Source organism: Humiphilus diazotrophicus (genome assembly GCF_059726315.1).
The window spans coordinates 6,140,234-6,156,213 of the sequence record NZ_AP040870.1; the positions used below are offsets into that span (position 1 = coordinate 6,140,234).

Sequence of the window (15,980 nt, forward strand, 5' to 3'; positions counted from 1 at the left end):
GATTTTCATTTGCGTTGTCACATTAGGGATCGGGAATGAATTGGTTCGAACGGCTGTACTCTCGTCGTAAGTTGTATCAAGACTTGTCTGAAGAGATTCGAGAACATCTCGCCGAGAAGGTGGAAGCGTTGATGGCTTCCGGGCTCTCCCGCGAAGAAGCTGAGCATCAAGCGAAGCGAGAGTTCGGTAATGTAAGCCTGATCGAGGAAAAGGGCCGGGGCGTTTGGCAGTGGACCAGTTTTGAAAGATCTTTGACTGACTTCCGTTATTGCCTGCGGCGGCTGCGCCGATCTCCCCGCTTCGTTCTCACGATTGTTGCGATGCTTGCCTTGTCGATTGCTGCCTGTGGTGTTGTTTTTAGTGCCGTCGATCTAGTTCTTCTACATCCCTTTCCCTTTCGTAATGCCGACCGGTTATTGATGCCCTGGGAATGGCATTTCATCAATGGCAAACAGGAAGTAGCCACTCCGGATTTTCAAGATTGGCGTGCACATAACCACGTCTTTGAAGATATGGCTGCATATACGTTTCGGGGATACGACCGATTTGTTATAGGTGGAAAAGAGGAAGCCGAAGAAGTTGAAGGGACGTGTGCAACCGTCAATTTGTTTTCCCTTTTGGGTATACAGCCTCTGTTGGGGAGAACATTTTCGCCCGACGAAGAGACTCCGGGTCACGATCAAGTAGTGGTTCTCAGCAACGCATTATGGAAACGCCATTTCCATGGAGACCCCTCGATCATCGGGAAACAAATTTCCTTAAGTGGCGAGGCTTTTGTTGTGATTGGAGTGCTGCCGCCAACCATGGTAGTTCCTACCTGGGCCGATCTTTGGATACCGCTCTCTCATCTTTGGCAGGAGGAGCAGCATGCGCGTCAATCTCATCTTCTCGAAGTCATCGGACACCGCCGGGAAGGAGTAACTCTTCCTCAGGTGGAAGCGGATATGCAAGTGATTGTTCATCGCTTGCAGCAGGAGTATCCGCTTTCGAATGGGCCAACTGGTTTCCACCTTGTGACCTTCAGAGATGAACAGATTGGGAAAATTCGTCCGGTGTTGTGGTCTCTTTCGGTAGCAACACTTCTGGTCTTGTTGATGACCTGTGCAAATGTATCGAATCTGATTTTGCTGCGGAATATTGAATCACAACGAGAAATAGCGGTTTGTTCGGCATTAGGTGCGAGTCGCGGGCGGTTGCTCTTCCTATTACTCGGAGAGGGTTTAATGCTCTCCTGCTCAAGTGTTGTTCTGGGATTGCTCCTTGCCAAATTGGGCATATCGATATTGCACTCCAGGGCCTATCTTGTGTTCCCACGCTCCGGAGAGTTGTCCTTGAGTTGGAGCGCCATTGCTGCTAGTGCTGCTCTCTGTATAGGAACTGTGGTGCTTTGTTCCATGATCCCCGCCATCAAGATTCTCGGTGGTGCTCTCACGGAACCTCTCAAGCAGGGAGCAAAGGCGACGTTAAGCAGGAATCACATTCAACTGCAGCGTGTTCTTCTGACCGTTGAGGTTGGGCTGGCAGTTACAGTATTAATTGGCTCAGGATTGCTGCTCCGCAGCTTTCGAGAGTTGTTGGCGGTGGATTTAGGATTTCATTCTCATCATGTCCTTTCTTCCCACCTTACGATTCCCGCGGAAAATGATCAGGAAGTTTCGCGATTCTTTGAACATCTTCTTCCAGCGCTTCGTCAGTTGCCAGATGTTGAGCTGGCGGCTACCGTTAGTACCCCTCTATTGAGTTCTCACGCTGCACGCTTTGCTGTTGCGGATGTACCTGCCCCTGCGCCTGGGCACTATCCGACAGCCCAAATGCGTCATGTCAGCCTGGATTATTTCCGGCTCCTGCACATCTCTCTCTGGAGTGGCCGCCTATTTAGAGAGTCGGATTTTGGAACCAGAAACATACTGGTAAATCGAAGTATGGTGAAGAAGTATTTCGGGGGCGTTGATCCCACGGGAAGGGCATTGCTGCAAGGATTCTTTAATCCGCCCTTGCAAAGATTACAAATTGTAGGCGTAGTTTCGGATGTTAAGGATACAAGTATTGAAGGCGAGGCTCTGCCGACTGTCTATTTCTGCGATTATTCGGGATCGGCTCTTCTCGTCAGCACAAAATCGGATCCTGCTTCTGTCAGCACCGAGGTACAGAAGACCCTGCACGCGATGAATCCAAATTTAGGCATTGGAGATGTTCGGACGGTAGATGACATTATTCAGGGCTCTATTTCGCGTCAAAGAATATCGGCTATCTTGTTTACCCTTTTCGCAGGCTTTGCTCTTCTGATTACGATTACGGGAGTCTCCTCTGTTTTGTCCTATTCCCTGGCACAAAGAACGAAAGAGATTGCCGTTCGTATTGCGATGGGGGCTACACGGAAACATATTGTACGGATGATAGTCCAGCAGATAGTGAAAGTCGTTGTCCCCGGAATGCTCTGTGGGCTCACTTTAGCTCTACTCTTTAGCCGGGTGCTTGCCAGCCTGCTTTTTCACATTTCACCATTCGATGCCTTGGTGTTTACCGTGGTTCCGCTTCTGCTTTGTATTGTTATGCTGCTTGCTGCAGCCGGTCCACTTCATCGAGGAGTCGGAATCAATCCAATTCGTGCCTTGCGCGAGGAGTAAACAGCGGTGGATTCTTAGAAAAGGAACTGTTTGAGATACTTTTCGGGGATTTACTGCTCCTCCCCTCTCTTCCAGTGGAGCTTGGTTCCGAAGCCTAGCCGATTGTCGGTAAACTTAGCTGTCTCGATTTCCAGTGCCCAGAGGGGAGCCTTGGACATCATAGCGACAGGAAAGTTGTGCAGGTATATCTTGCGTCCGGAGCTGGCGAGATCGCCTTCTGCCATCCGGCAGATTCCTGTAAACTGCAATCCCTGAATCCTGCCAATCATCTTCGGCTGTCCGGCAACAGTTCCTGCGACCTTTGGATTTTCCAGCATCATCTTTCCATGTCTGGTATCGAGTTCCGTCAGAAGAAAGAGAATCATCTTCTCTTCATCGAAGACATAGAAGCAGGAAGCGCACCAGCTTTCATTGTTGACTGCTGCGGCGAGATTCAATACATGGTTCTTCTTTAGAAAAGAGCTGATCGCCTTGCGCGATTTGTCTTGCATGCTGGCATGATTCCTTTGCTTTGTAGCTGCTTGCAGGCTACAACATTTCAAAGCCAGGAGGAAATGCCCCCTCGTATTTCCCGCAGGTTTGCTGGGGTGGAAAGAAAGCCGTTCTTGCCCCAGCTTTGGAGAGGTCACAGTATTTCGGGAAACTCTTTAATGCGAGCCTGCGACAGCCTGTTGGCTGCTATTACGCTCTTGTGTGGCGAATTGCAGGACCTTTCGAAAGACATAGGCTCCATTGTGAAATGCATCGGGAGGGAGCAGACCTACAAAGCAGATAATTCCTTTTTCGTTTGCAATGATGCCAAGCGGATAGTCGGTGGCTCCTAACTTGTCGAGTGTGTCGGGCGTGGTAATAAATGTAGGTGTGTTCAAGAGAGCTTTGAATCTCTCCTCTTTGGGCAGGCTGGCATCTCCGTTTTTATTGGGGATCATAAGCCCATACTCAATATATTTGAGAGAAAGACCATTTGCCCCAGCCGAAATGACCTCCGGGTGCATGTCCTTCGTCATTTTCACGCATTGTGCACACCACTCGGGGAAAACTGTTAAGGCGGCAAAAACTCCGGGATCAGGTGCCATGGCTGGTTTTGCCTTTGGCGAAAGCAGCGAGGCGGATAGAGGGAGCTTGGGTAATTTCTGCCCAAGCAGAGAGTATCGGGTATCGGCTTTCTCAATGGCTTGGGAGTCGCTAAGAGACAAAGGGGGTGCTTCGTTCAGAGCGTCTTTCAATTCCTTTATTGTCTGTTCCGCTTCTCTCTGCTGGTTTTTATAGCGTTGCAGAAAAGCCAGCTGAAGCCCTTCCTGGTAAAGGTTTCCGATTTCGATTCGGCCGTCTCCATGAATTTCGTTTAGAGCCACGTGTTTCTTCAATGCGTCCACCAGGAAAGGATGCTGCTCCTTTGCCATGTCGATTGTTCTAGGGTCGAAGTTCGCGTCCAGGAAGGTGATCAGGAACCAGAAGGACTGTGCAACTGTGGCATCGTATGGCATTTCATGCAGCATGGACTTGGCTGTATTAATTGCACTGGTTGCATCCTGGAGACGTATAAGTGCTTCCATGCTCATGGCATAAGCTTGGGCCCTGTATGTCGGATCTCCCCAGGCGAGATACTGCAGCGCTCCTGCATTGGTATTCTTCCAATCCTGCCCAAGAGCACAGAGACGGACATAATCATAAAGGTCTTGACCGGAATACCCGGTAGGTGAGGATTTGGAACAGGCTTCCTTTGCCTTTTGCTTTACTACTTCGAAGGCGGCCAGCTCAGGTTCAGACCAGTTATCTAGCGATTGCCGTACCACGTCCAGTGGTCGCATCGCTTCGTTGTAAGACTCCCCTGGTTTCAAACTTGGCTGAGCTTGTGTTGGTTCCAGCGAGGACGGCTGCTGTTGGGTCAAAGCGCGAGGTGACATCGCAAGGACAATAAAGAAGGCTATTGCTATCGGGATTGTCTTGGTATAGACCTGAGTGCTTCGTTTGTAATTCAATGATTCCGGACGGATTAGTAGGAAGTTCCAGCGCATAGCCACCTCGGATCTAACAACGTAGACAATCTACATCCATGGGTAATAAATGTCGAGTCCAGGTCCTGGACAATGCTGTTCGGGCCGACACGTGGAAAAAATCGTAGACAGCTTTTTGACGATTCAGAGACTTAAGTCACTGTGTACCCTGTATCTCTTCGTGAAATATCCCTATTAATATGTCTCCTGTTCTCGTAACAGGGGTTCCTCATCTGGGAAGGAAGAAGTATGCAGGGTTCATCTGGATCGAGATCGCAGCTAGCTTTGGGAACCGGAGCGTTTGCCCTTTGTTTTGCGGTGTTTGGCTCACTTTCGGCCATGATGCCGATTCTCACGCGGCAAATGCACCTCACACCTGTTCAGAAAAGTACTGCTGTTGCTCTTCCTGTACTCCTGGGGAGCTTGGGTCGGATTCCTTTAGGGATTCTGACGGACAGACTTGGGGGAAGAGCAGTCTTTTCCGCTGTTATGCTGGCGACAATCTTTCCCGCTTACCTGATGGGAGGCGTGAGCAACTATTCGCAATTGCTGACCTATGGCTTCTTGATCGGAATCGGTTTGGCCAGTTTTTCCGTAGGCGTTGGCTTTGTAAGTGGATGGTATCCTCCAGCACGGCAAGGGTTTGCTCTTGGGGTATATGGCGCGGGAAATATCGGGCAGTCTCTTGCCGCATACGGCGCTCCCATGATTGCCGCTGCGATAGGTTTTCGTTGGGGCTTTTGGACCTTTGCTATCTTGTTGTCGGTCTGGCTGATTATCTTCTTTTTGTTTGCACGGAATGCGCCGAAGACCACTGCTCCGAAAACCTTAGCCAAGACACTGGAGCCGTTGACCGATTCGCGGAGTTGGGTCCTCAGCCTCTATTACTTTCTGACCTTTGGCGGATTCGTTGCTATGGCTGTCTATCTGCCTATTCTTCTGACCGAGTTATTCCATCTGACTCCGCAAGTGGCAGGACTAAGAACGGCAGGCTTTGTCTTGTTGGCGACAGCAACACGGCCCTTTGGTGGAATTCTTGCGGATAAGGTCGGAGGAAAGAGCGTACTGCGTTGGGTCTTTCCCGGAGTTATCCTCTTTAGCCTCTTCTTGGCCAGTACAAATATCATTGCCTTCACGGTAGGGGCTCTGGCGATTGCGGCCTTCATTGGATTAGGAAACGGCGCGGTCTTTAAGCTGGTTCCGGAGTATTTCCCGAATACAGTGGGAAGTGTTACCGGCATTGTGGGCGCAGCTGGAGGCTTGGGAGGCTTTTTCCCTCCGTTGGTCCTTGGAATTATCCAACAACGTACCGGCGGGTTCACTTTGGGATTTGTTCTACTTAGTCTCTTCTCGGTCTTATGTCTGGTAGTTTTGCTTTGGCCGAAATCACGTCGAGCATCAATTGCGATATCTTAGGTGCCTATGTCTGTGCAGAGTCGTTCCCTCACTGCTTCGGATTCCTTTCATGCAACGATGTGGGGACTCATCGTTGCTTCGTCCCTGATTATCGGTATTCTTGTTGGGAGCCGAGGGCTACGGGATTTTGATCCTGCCCTGGTCTCTTATGCCGGTGCCAGTGTCTTCGCTGCGTTTGGTTTGGGATATCGCTACGCCATGTGGCTGCGAAGACCACCTACCCGGCTTTACTGGAGACGTGGTTGGCAGCTCTTCCTGGACCGTAGACATTTCGTAAGCAATATTGCTCATCTTGCTCGGCTGTTGTGGGACAACATCGTCCTTCAACGGTTTATTGAGAAGCGCTCCCACGTTCGCTGGACAGCTCACTGGTTTATTGCCTGGGGCTGTTTGCTAGCGGGAGCGATTACCTTTCCTCTCTCCTTCGGATGGGTCCGTTTTGAGACTGCTCCAGACAATCAGGAGATCTATCGTTCGTTTGTCTTTGGCATTCCGATGGGCAGTTTTCATCTCGGGACGTGGATAGCAACGCTTACCTTTAACATCCTGGATATCGCCGCAGTCATGGTGCTGATTGGTGTTTTCTTTGCCTTGCGTAGAAGGGGAAGTGATCATGGCGCAATGAGTGTTCAGCAGTTTTCGAATGACATGATGCCTCTGATTCTGCTCTTTGCTATCTCCGTGACAGGGTTATTCCTGACTGCCTCTACGCATCTGATGCATGGCTTGCACTACGTCTTTCTTTCACAACTGCACGCAATCACCGTTATTCTCACGCTACTCTATATGCCTTTTGGTAAGTTCTTTCATATCTTCCAGCGTCCCGCACAGCTTGGACTTGGTTTTTACAAGCGTGCTGGGGCAGAAGGGCCTCAGGCTCAATGTGCCCGTTGCGGCAAACCCTATGCTTCCAGGATGCAGATGGAGGATCTAAAGGCCGTTCAAAAGGAGATAGGTATTCACTATCGCTTTGCCGACGGAACGCACTATCAGGACATATGTCCGCAATGCCGTCGAAAGAATGTTGCACTCACGCAGGATGGGCTATGGCGCTCGCCGAAGCCCACTGAAGGAGGCCGCTAATCATGGCTAAGTTACCTGCAAGCATCCCAGATCTTGTTCATGAGTTCGGCCCCACTTTGCATCATGTTCCTTCCGGAGGATGGGTACGCACAAGGGAAGACGACCGGCTGGTGAAAACACATTGCTGTTTCTGTGGACAGCAGTGTGGCATTCAACTGCGAGTACAGGATAATCGCATCGTTGGTTTTGAGCCCTGGGAGGACTTTCCCTTTAATCAAGGCAAGCTCTGTCCCAAGGGTGTGAAGCGATACATGCAGGACGAGCATCCGGATCGTCTGAAGTTTCCTCTAGAGAGAGTTGAGGGGAAAGGCTTCGAGCGTACTACCTGGAACTCTGCACTAGATCGAATCGTTGGCGAGATCAAGCGGATTCAGGAAACCTATGGCCGTGATTCTTTTGCCATGCTTACGGGTGCTTCGTTGACGAACGAAAAAGCTTATCTTGCCGGAAAGTTCGCGAGAGTAGCTTTGCGCACGGCAAACATCGATTACAACGGCCGGTTATGTATGGTTTCGGCAGGCGTGGCTTCTAAAAAGATCTTCGGCATTGATCGAAGTGCCAATCCCTGGAGCGATATTCCAAAGGCCAAAGTCATTCTGGTTGCAGGGGCAAATATTGCCGAATGCGCGCCGATAACAACCGGTTATCTGTGGCAGGCTCGTGAGAATGGGGCCAAGCTGATCGTGATCGATCCGCGCATGACTCCGATAGCCCGGAATGCGGATCTTTACATCCCTGTTCGCTCCGGCGGCGATATTGGAATCTTCAACGGGATTCTGCATCTGATGATCGAGCGCGGATGGATAGATCGTGAATTCATTGCGCAGCACACCACCGGCTTCGATCAGGTGATGGAGACAGTAAAGAAATACACCCCGGAATATGCTGCAAAGATCGCTGGCGTTCCTTCTGCCATGATCGTTAAGGCTGCTGAGATGTGGGGACCTGCTCCGAGTAGCTTCCTGCTTCATGCTCGCGGCATCGAGCATCATTCCAAGGGCGTAGATAATTGCATCGCTGCTATCAATATTGTTCTCGCTTCCGGAAGAATCGGGCGTGAAGGTTGTGGCTATGCGATGATCACCGGACAGGGCAATGGCCAGGGAGCGCGTGAGCAAGGACAGAAGTGCGATCAGCTTCCCGGAAATCGCGATATCAGCAATCCTGAGCATCGCAAATTTATCGCCGGTGTCTGGGGCGTTCCGGAAGAGAGCATACCTCAGAAAGGGCTTTCGGCGATTCCACTTGTCGAGGCAATTCACGAGGGCAAGATCAAGGGGCTGCTTTCGCTCTGCTTTAACCCTACGGTCTCTCTGCCTGATTCGAATTATGTTCGTGAGGCACTGGAGAAACTGGAGTTCTATACCTGTATCGATTTCTTCCTGTCTGAGACAGCTCGCTATGCGGATATCGTACTTCCCGGTTCTTTGATGGAGGAAGACGATGGCACAACCACCAATGTGGAAGGCCGCGTCATTCGCCATCGCAAAGCGGTTGAGCCGCCGGGAGAAGCAAAGCAGGACTGGAAAATATTCTGTGCAATTGCCGAGAGGTTAGGTTGTGGAGATAAATTCTCCTACTCCTCACCCGAGGATATCTTTCAAGAAATACGCGTAGCCTCCAAGGGCTCTGTTTCCGACTACTCGGGAATGACTTGGAAACGAATCGACGATGAGTATGGTATCTTCTGGCCCTGTCCGACGGACAATCATCCGGGTACGCCAAGGCTGTATGAGGATGGCAAGTTCGGTCATCCGGATGGTAAGGCTCATTTCATTCCGTCCGAATGGCGTCCTTCGGCTGAAATGCCGGATGAACAGTACCCCATTATCCTCACCACAGGTCGAGTTGTTTCGCATTTTCTCTCCGGCACTCAGACTCGACGTATCGGCGGCTTGATGGAGCAATATCCCCAGCCCAGATGTGAGATTCATCCCAAGCTGGCGGAGAAGTTGGGAATTCAGGACGACGACTTCGTCAAAGTAGAGAGTCGTCGCGGTTATGTGATCGTTCGGGCTCAGCTGGTGAAGACAATCCGTCCGGATACAGTATTTGTTCCCTATCACTGGCCCTTGGATCGTGCGGCCAACAATTGCACGATTCGCGCTATCGATCCGCTATCAAACATTCCGGAGTACAAGATTTGCGCCGTTCGTGTCAGCAAAGTCGATCCTCCCGACGATCCAATCGCGAAGCTCGAATTAGAGGCCGGAGGTGTACGTTGAGTGAGGCTACCTTCTTCCTCGATTATTCGCGGTGCATCGGTTGTCAGTCTTGTGTACAGGCCTGTTCCGAGTGCGATACGCATCGCGGCATCAGCATGATTCATCTGGAGACGATTGAGCGGCGAGACAGTGTACAGACTGCTCCTCAAATTTGCATGCATTGTGAAGAGCCGATCTGCGCACAAATGTGTCCAGCGGATGCGATTAAGAAGACGCCCGACGGAGTTGTGCAGAGTGCTTTGAAGCCTCGTTGTATCGGTTGCTCCACTTGCGTCTATTCCTGTCCATTCGGCGTTCCGAAGTATATCGAGTCCATGGACCAGATGATGAAGTGCGACATGTGTTATGACCGCAGCAGCATCGGAAAGAAGCCTATGTGCGCAACGGTATGCCCATCGGGAGCACTGACCTTTACAACGATGGAAGAGATTCAACGGACACGGCAGGGCATTCCCACCAATCGCTGGCAGTTCGGGGAAGAAGAGATCAAGACCAAGGTGTATGTGATGGTCCCGAGAGAAGTTGAGAAGGTGCATGTTGGGCTGGTACAGATAACCGGTACGCCGGCTCCATTACCTGTTGATCCCTATGACGTTGCCCTGATGCTGGAGGAGGTCTAGTGAGTACTGATCAGACGCCGTGCGGAGGCTGTGAGAAGAAAGAACAATGGCGGCGCGATTTCCCCATCGAATGGGAGGGAGATCAGTATGTCAGTCGCCGCGAGATGGTGAAATTTCTCACCCTGGGCTCTTTCCTGCTGGCTGCAAGCAATTGGGCCACGGTGATTACAAATCGATTCTTGCGTCGTGGTATTAAGTCTACGATGTGGATCGGGGCGGCAGCTTCATTACGTAAAAATGGAGTGTTATTGTTTCGATATCCGACTGATCGCGATCCCTGTATTGCTGTGCGAATGGCCAGTGGGCAGATAGCCGCCTATTCTCAGGTATGTACGCATCTTTCCTGCGCAGTAGTTTATGACGATAAGGAACAGAATCTTCTTTGTCCCTGTCATAACGGACGTTTTAGTCTGCAAGAGGGAACAGCTATTGCGGGACCACCTACCCGGGCGTTGCCTAGAATCAAAATAGAGGAACGCTTTGGACAAATCTATGCTGTGGAGCGGGAGGGATAGAATGGCCAGTCGGCAACAAGGAACAATTCTCTTTTCAGGAATTCTCTTCTTAGTCGCTACCACGGTTGTTTTGCAACTGTGGCTAACGACCGTTTCCCTGGAAGCACTGCTTAAGGGCGAATCTCATACACTCATTCCTGCGGCTGTTGCCAGCACAATTCTCTTTCTCGTAAATGCAGGATTACTGCGCTACGTCTTCCGCTTCGACAAAAAGCTTCACGGAGATGAGTAGATTACGGCTACCTTTTCAGAAAGAAGTACCTCTGTTTATGAATAATGCAGTCTAGAGTCGTAGGATTCCTCTAGGACTAAAGTGCTTTGTGCTCTTGTGCTGAGGGTGTCTCCAATATTCTTTCGAGAGTTCTTTCAATGTAGCCATCGGGATTGAAAGCATCCGATGGAATCGTGCCGACAAACCGCACGATTCCTTTCCGATCGGTTATAACTCCCAGCGGATAATCGATCGCTCCGAAGAGCTCAAGGGTATCTTCCTTCGTTAAGAAGGTGGGAGTCCCGCGAAAATCCTTAAAACGATCCCTCTTCGCTTGCTCTGTCTCTTCCGGCAGTTTGTTGGGAACCATCAGCCCATAAGCATTCAGTTGTGCGTTGCCATTCCTGAATGCGAATTCGGTGAGCGGTTCCATCATCTTGACGCACTGAACACACCATTCAGGAAAGAGGACAAGTGTAACGGCGGCTCCGTTCTCCTGGTTGATCTTAGGCTTGGTATTAATGGCCGAGAGCGATGCCGTGAGGCTGATTGCAGGAAGCGGCTTGCCGAGCAGGTTGTATTGAGCCCTGGTCTTTTGGATCAGCTGTGTGTCCTCGATGTCGCGAAGCTGAATACCCTTAAGGCTCTCTTCCAGTTCCCTGAAGGATTGCGATGCTTCCAGATCTTTACCGCTATATCTCTGGAGAAATGGCAACTGCATTCCATTCTGGTAAAGAGCGCCCATAGCGACTGTTGCGTCACCATGAGCCTCTGTAAGCGGGACTCCCTTTTTGAGTGCATCCAGTAAAAATGGATATTGTTCTTTGGCGAGCATCTCTGCTTGAGGATCAAAATTTGTCGCTAAACGGACAATGAGAAACCAAAATGTCTGAGCTACCACAGCGTCATACGGAAGATCGTGAAGCATGGTTCGAGCTGTGGTTATGGCTTCAGGCTGAGCTCCCAGATGGAGCAGTGAGTCGATCCTCATTGCATAAGAATGAGCTCGATGAACCGGATCGTTCGAACGAAGATATTTGGATGTCGCAGCTTCAGTGTTCTTCCAGTCTTGGCCTAAACCACACAGGCGCTCGAGTTGATAAAGATCTTCCCCTGACAGGGTATTGGGAGAGAGCTGTTCACAGGACTCTTTTGCTTTTCGCATGACCTTTGTCAGGGCATTCAGCTCTGCATCCGACCAGTTATCGAGGTTCTTTCTAACCATCTCCAGTGGAGCCATCGCTTGCTTGTAGGCATCCTCCGGATGTTGGATCTGTGCTCCCTGCAGGATTGGAGGTTCTGGTTCGGACTGAGCTTGCGCCGCGAGGCATCCTTCATACGGCACAAGAGCGATCAATATTACAAAGAAGCTTTGCGATACGATACGAGAACCCCAGCCCATGTTCACCTGTCCCCAAGTAGAGAACCGCTCATCTCTACGGATTTCTGTATGCACAACAATTTACTATCGAATCCATAGACTGTCTATGGTTACATCGCAATTTAGCCGTAGAGCTTGCCTTCTTCTCTGCGGACGATCATTGTTGATAGTCCTGCACAGATTAACGTGAACCCGATCAGGACCTCGATATGGGAGGCCATGCTTCCCTGACTTCTTTCATGGACTACGCCTAAAGCTAACTGGCCAAAGTGATAGGGCGGGAGCCAAAGAGCCAGTTCCTGCAGGAATTTGGGAAGGATGTTGATCGGCATCCAGAGTCCCGAAAGAAAGGACATCGGCAGATAGAGCATATTAACGATGGACGGAGCTGAATTGGGCTTTGCCAGATATCCGATGATCAAGCCCAGGCCGCAAAAAGGAATAGAGCCCAAGACTTGAGTCAGCATAAGCTGAACGGCTTCGGATGCGGTCAATTTGACGCCTCCGAAGATTGTGCCGAGTAGAAAAAGGGAAGTGAAGACGAGCAAGCTGAACAGCAGGCATGTTCCAATTCTTCCGATAAAGTGCGCAGCGGGCGGCATGGGTGTTGCACGCTTCACTTCCAGCCAACCTTGTCCCCGCTCCACTGCAATGCCGACTCCGAAGGCAAAGAGAGCCACGCCTAACACTCCGTAACAGCCCATGGTCGCCATCAGATAAGTTGCCGCAAAGGCACGGCCACTTGCATCTTTGTTCAGGATGAGGCCGAAGAGCGTATAGAACATTGCGGGAAAAAGGAGAACGGATAATGAGTAGATCGGCATTCTCCAGCGCTTAAGAAATTCGTACTTTGTCTCTTTCCAATAAATGATGAGGGTTTTGCTAAGGGGCAGACTCTGCTTCGGGGCAATAGATATTGTGTTCATATTTGCTCCTATTCGATTCTGAAATGTTCGGTAACTTATATGGCATTGAAGAGCGGCCAGCGGCTTACTCTGTCTCTGACCGGGTCAGCGCCAAAAAGGCTTCTTCAATTCCTGCATTACTTACTTCGAGACCGGTCAGGCCGTTATCGAGTGAGAGTAGTGTGCGCAGGGTGTCTTCTGCTGCGGAGGTCTGGAGCTCTACTCCAACGTCTACGTGATTGACAGCGAGTACACAGGGAAGGGATGAGAGCTTTTCGTCGGGCAGAGTGGTGATACACCGAATCCGTTTCCCTCCGGTTTTGGCCTTAATCTCACGAGGTGAGCCTTCAGCAACGATTTTGCCCTCGTGAATAACCGCAATGCGGTTGGCCAAAGCATCAGCCTCTTCAAGGTAATGAGTCGTGAGGAGGATCGTCTTCCCTTGAGCCACTAGTTTGCGAATCTGCTGCCATAGGCTGCGTCGTGATTCAATATCGAGGCCAACCGTTGGTTCATCCAGAAAGATCAGATCTGGATTTCCGCAGATAGCCAGTGCAAACAGGACTCGCTGTTTTTGTCCTCCGGATAGTTCTCCGAACTGTCGCTTTTGAAGTGCTTCCAAATCTGCTACTGCAAGGATCTCGTCGAGTGGAAGCGGGTTCGGATAGTAGGAAGAAAACAGATCGATATGCTCTCTTACTCGCATCGTTTCCGGCACACGTCCGGTCTGTAGCATGGCGCCAACGCGCATACGGCAGGATCTTTGTTGCGGATCTTCCCCGAAAAGATGGAGCGTGCCGCGGCTAGGCTTGGCGAGTCCAAGAAGCAAACGGATCAGGGTTGTTTTGCCTGCTCCGTTCGGGCCCAATAAGGCAAGAACCTCTCCTGCATGTAAATTGAGGTCTACGCCTTTCAATGCGTGTGTTGTCTTATAGTTTTTCTCTACTCCCTTGGCCTGAGCAATGATTGGTAGGAGTGGAGACGTTGGTTGCTTAGTTATCGGTGTGGATTGTGCTGTTGCCACGGATGTCCTCCAGGGGCTTTCCGTTCATCTGGAGTAAGCATCGCTCGGGAGGAGATTGGAAAAAAGTGCTAACTGTCAGATTAGGCAGATGACAAATGTCATTCGCATGAAAACAGGCGCCGGAACGGTGCGAAGCCGGAAACGTCTCGAGCCCGTATCTTGTACCGGATTAGGGGAGGAATCAGGAGAGAGATTTTGGTCCCAATATCGATAGCCGGACTGACATTGGCTCTTCTATTTGTCCGGCTACCGATATCGAGATTTCATTTCTTCTGCCTTAGCAAAGCAGGGATGTTCGGAGTCTTGTTTGTAACCTGTTATTGGATTTTTTATGGCCTCTATCTCCATCCATTTGCCATTCCATAAATACTTACCGTGCAGTTTGGACATGCCTGCTGGGGTTGGTTACGAGTGCTGGACGCTATCTGTTCTGCTACTCTTCTAGCTTCGACATCATGGTGTGCGTCGGTTAGACATAATTGATATTTCTTGCGAGATTCAATGAGCGTAGGACTGCTATCCGCCATGTTCTTTTGAAAGATATCAATCGCTTGGCGCATGAATTCTCCGCCTTTTTCCGGGTTACCCGATTTCCATAGAGAGAATCCCTGGGCGAATAAAACTTCACCTTTTAGAAATGAATCTGGCCGAGGTGAGGCATCAACAACTGCACGCGCTCGCTCGATATCCTCGAGCGCCTCCGGACATTTCTTTGTGTAGCATTTGGAGTAAGCCTTGGTGAGCAATGTGATAGCTACATCGCTGGTATCCGATCCACCTGAAGCTTGCATTTCTTCATAAGCTAACGTTGCATATTTCTCTGCATTCTTAAATTTAGATTTATTGAGATAGGTCAGGGCTCTCGCTTCGTAACTACGGGCAATGCCTAGTCTGTCTCCTAGATTTTTACGTATCTCTATTGCGGCATTGAGGCAATTTGTTGCTTCCTGTTCTCGTCCCATGAAGTAATAAAGCAGACCGAGATCGTCCAAAGCTATCGCGTAATTCTTATTGGTTCCTGATGAGTTTTTGATTAATTGCAGACCCTTAATATAAGCCTTTTCAGCCATATCCAGATTCATATCTGAGGCATAGTCGGAACCGAGCATAACCCAGAAGATACCGATTTGCTCCGACGGTAGGTTGGTTTGTTCTCCTTTATGGATGAGGTTGAGCATGTTCTGAATGTGTTTGTGAAGGTCGGTTGCTGGGGAAGAGGTTTGGGCGCGAAGCAATATAGCCGGGCTTAGAAGCAAAAGCACCAAGATAAGCCACAACGCTTTGTGCGCAGGAATCCGGTCTTTGCCGGAGCTGAAGGGTAGGGAAGAGACCATAGGGTCACCTCAGCGCAGGATGGAGAGCAGTACGTCTGGTGTTTGTCGTCCGTTCCCTGAATTATGTAAATTTTCTTGAAGTTTGCGATTTTTTATTCGGCGTCTCATTGTGAATCGGCATGGTTGTCCATTTGTGAACAATCGACAGGAACACCGCAGCGCTCTTCAATGGACCATTACTAAAACCTAAAATGCTCTGGAGCTGTTTGTGCTCAGCGTGATTCAATAGGTGCTATGTCTGACGTACAGAAGTTTTCACCTATTCGTTTTTCTGAACCCGCGGTGGCTAATCCTGAGCCGGGACTTTCCCGTCGGGTGCTTTCCTGGAGTCCGGAGTTGATGCTTGTCCACAATACGATGGAGGAGGGATGGGTAGGTGCTCGTCACAGCCATCCTCATCAACAAGCCATCTATATCTTGAAGGGCAAGATCCGTTTTACCGTCGAACAGACAACATTTGATCTAGGTGTTGGGGATAGCTTCCTCTGTCCTGGAGGGAATGAACACCAGGCTTCGGCATTGGAGCCATCAGAGGTCCTCGATGTCTTTACGCCCTATCGTGAAGACTACGCGTAAAAAGCTATCTCTTAGCTACCAGGCTCCCCAGGAGATCGGGAGGCTGTTTGGTTCGAGTTGCTGCGT

General features: G+C 50.2%; 14 protein-coding genes. 8 read left to right on the forward strand and 6 right to left on the reverse strand.

All coding sequences use genetic code 11. The features are described from left to right. Nucleotides 1-35 precede the first annotated feature (35 nt). Nucleotides 36-2,627: an ABC transporter permease gene (locus AC6I7T_RS25060; RefSeq protein WP_497790499.1), complete on the forward strand. Its 2,592-nt coding sequence runs from the start codon at nucleotides 36-38 to the stop codon at nucleotides 2,625-2,627. Between the two features lie 50 nt (nucleotides 2,628-2,677). On the opposite strand, the gene AC6I7T_RS25065 is transcribed toward AC6I7T_RS25060, so the two are convergent. Together AC6I7T_RS25065 and AC6I7T_RS25070 are read right to left on the reverse strand one after the other, a co-directional pair. Further along, nucleotides 2,678-3,118: a YhbP family protein gene (locus AC6I7T_RS25065; protein WP_497790500.1), complete on the reverse strand. Its 441-nt coding sequence runs from the start codon at nucleotides 3,116-3,118 to the stop codon at nucleotides 2,678-2,680. Nucleotides 3,119-3,274: 156 nt separating this feature from the next. Further along, a complete protein-coding gene (locus tag AC6I7T_RS25070) occupies nucleotides 3,275-4,645 on the reverse strand; it encodes a hypothetical protein (RefSeq protein WP_497790501.1) in 1,371 nt (456 codons plus the stop codon). Nucleotides 4,646-4,873: 228 nt separating this feature from the next. Here AC6I7T_RS25070 and AC6I7T_RS25075 point away from each other — a divergent pair, with 228 nt between their 5' ends. From AC6I7T_RS25075 to AC6I7T_RS25100, 6 genes are read left to right on the forward strand one after another with little or no spacing between them, the layout of a single operon-like run. Then, nucleotides 4,874-6,040, forward strand: coding sequence for an MFS transporter (locus AC6I7T_RS25075; RefSeq protein ID WP_497790502.1), 1,167 nt, complete (start codon nucleotides 4,874-4,876; stop codon nucleotides 6,038-6,040). Nucleotides 6,041-6,052: 12 nt separating this feature from the next. Beyond that, nucleotides 6,053-7,123: a hypothetical protein gene (locus AC6I7T_RS25080; protein ID WP_497790503.1), complete on the forward strand. Its 1,071-nt coding sequence runs from the start codon at nucleotides 6,053-6,055 to the stop codon at nucleotides 7,121-7,123. 2 nt (nucleotides 7,124-7,125) lie between these two features. Further along, entirely contained in the window at nucleotides 7,126-9,348 is a 2,223-nt protein-coding gene (locus tag AC6I7T_RS25085; protein ID WP_497790504.1) for a molybdopterin oxidoreductase family protein, read from the forward strand. After that, the gene (locus AC6I7T_RS25090; RefSeq protein ID WP_497790505.1) at nucleotides 9,345-9,968 is read left to right on the forward strand and encodes a 4Fe-4S dicluster domain-containing protein; all 624 of its coding nucleotides are present in this window, start codon (nucleotides 9,345-9,347) and stop codon (nucleotides 9,966-9,968) included. Before AC6I7T_RS25085 ends, AC6I7T_RS25090 begins: the two co-directional genes overlap by 4 nt. Then, complete coding sequence (locus AC6I7T_RS25095; RefSeq protein ID WP_497790506.1) at nucleotides 9,968-10,483, forward strand: QcrA and Rieske domain-containing protein; 516 nt, start codon at nucleotides 9,968-9,970, stop codon at nucleotides 10,481-10,483. The genes AC6I7T_RS25090 and AC6I7T_RS25095 overlap by 1 nt, the downstream gene beginning before the upstream one ends. A gap of 1 nt (nucleotide 10,484) precedes the next feature. Next, a complete protein-coding gene (locus AC6I7T_RS25100) occupies nucleotides 10,485-10,715 on the forward strand; it encodes a DUF6755 family protein (protein WP_497790507.1) in 231 nt (76 codons plus the stop codon). A 76-nt stretch (nucleotides 10,716-10,791) separates the two neighbouring features. Here the strand turns inward: AC6I7T_RS25100 and AC6I7T_RS25105 are convergent, their stop codons facing one another. The 4 genes from AC6I7T_RS25105 to AC6I7T_RS25120 all read right to left on the reverse strand — a co-directional run bounded on the left by AC6I7T_RS25105 (nucleotide 10,792) and on the right by AC6I7T_RS25120 (nucleotide 15,338). Beyond that, nucleotides 10,792-12,150: a hypothetical protein gene (locus AC6I7T_RS25105; protein WP_497790508.1), complete on the reverse strand. Its 1,359-nt coding sequence runs from the start codon at nucleotides 12,148-12,150 to the stop codon at nucleotides 10,792-10,794. A gap of 47 nt (nucleotides 12,151-12,197) precedes the next feature. Next, a complete protein-coding gene (locus AC6I7T_RS25110) occupies nucleotides 12,198-13,001 on the reverse strand; it encodes an ABC transporter permease (RefSeq protein ID WP_497790509.1) in 804 nt (267 codons plus the stop codon). A gap of 64 nt (nucleotides 13,002-13,065) precedes the next feature. Further along, nucleotides 13,066-14,004: an ABC transporter ATP-binding protein gene (locus AC6I7T_RS25115; RefSeq protein ID WP_497790510.1), complete on the reverse strand. Its 939-nt coding sequence runs from the start codon at nucleotides 14,002-14,004 to the stop codon at nucleotides 13,066-13,068. A 338-nt stretch (nucleotides 14,005-14,342) separates the two neighbouring features. Further along, complete coding sequence (locus AC6I7T_RS25120) at nucleotides 14,343-15,338, reverse strand: tetratricopeptide repeat protein (RefSeq protein WP_497790511.1); 996 nt, start codon at nucleotides 15,336-15,338, stop codon at nucleotides 14,343-14,345. A 234-nt stretch (nucleotides 15,339-15,572) separates the two neighbouring features. Here AC6I7T_RS25120 and AC6I7T_RS25125 point away from each other — a divergent pair, with 234 nt between their 5' ends. After that, nucleotides 15,573-15,914, forward strand: a complete 342-nt coding sequence (locus tag AC6I7T_RS25125) for a cupin domain-containing protein (protein WP_497790512.1) — start codon at nucleotides 15,573-15,575, stop codon at nucleotides 15,912-15,914. The last annotated feature ends 66 nt before the right edge of the window (nucleotides 15,915-15,980 follow it).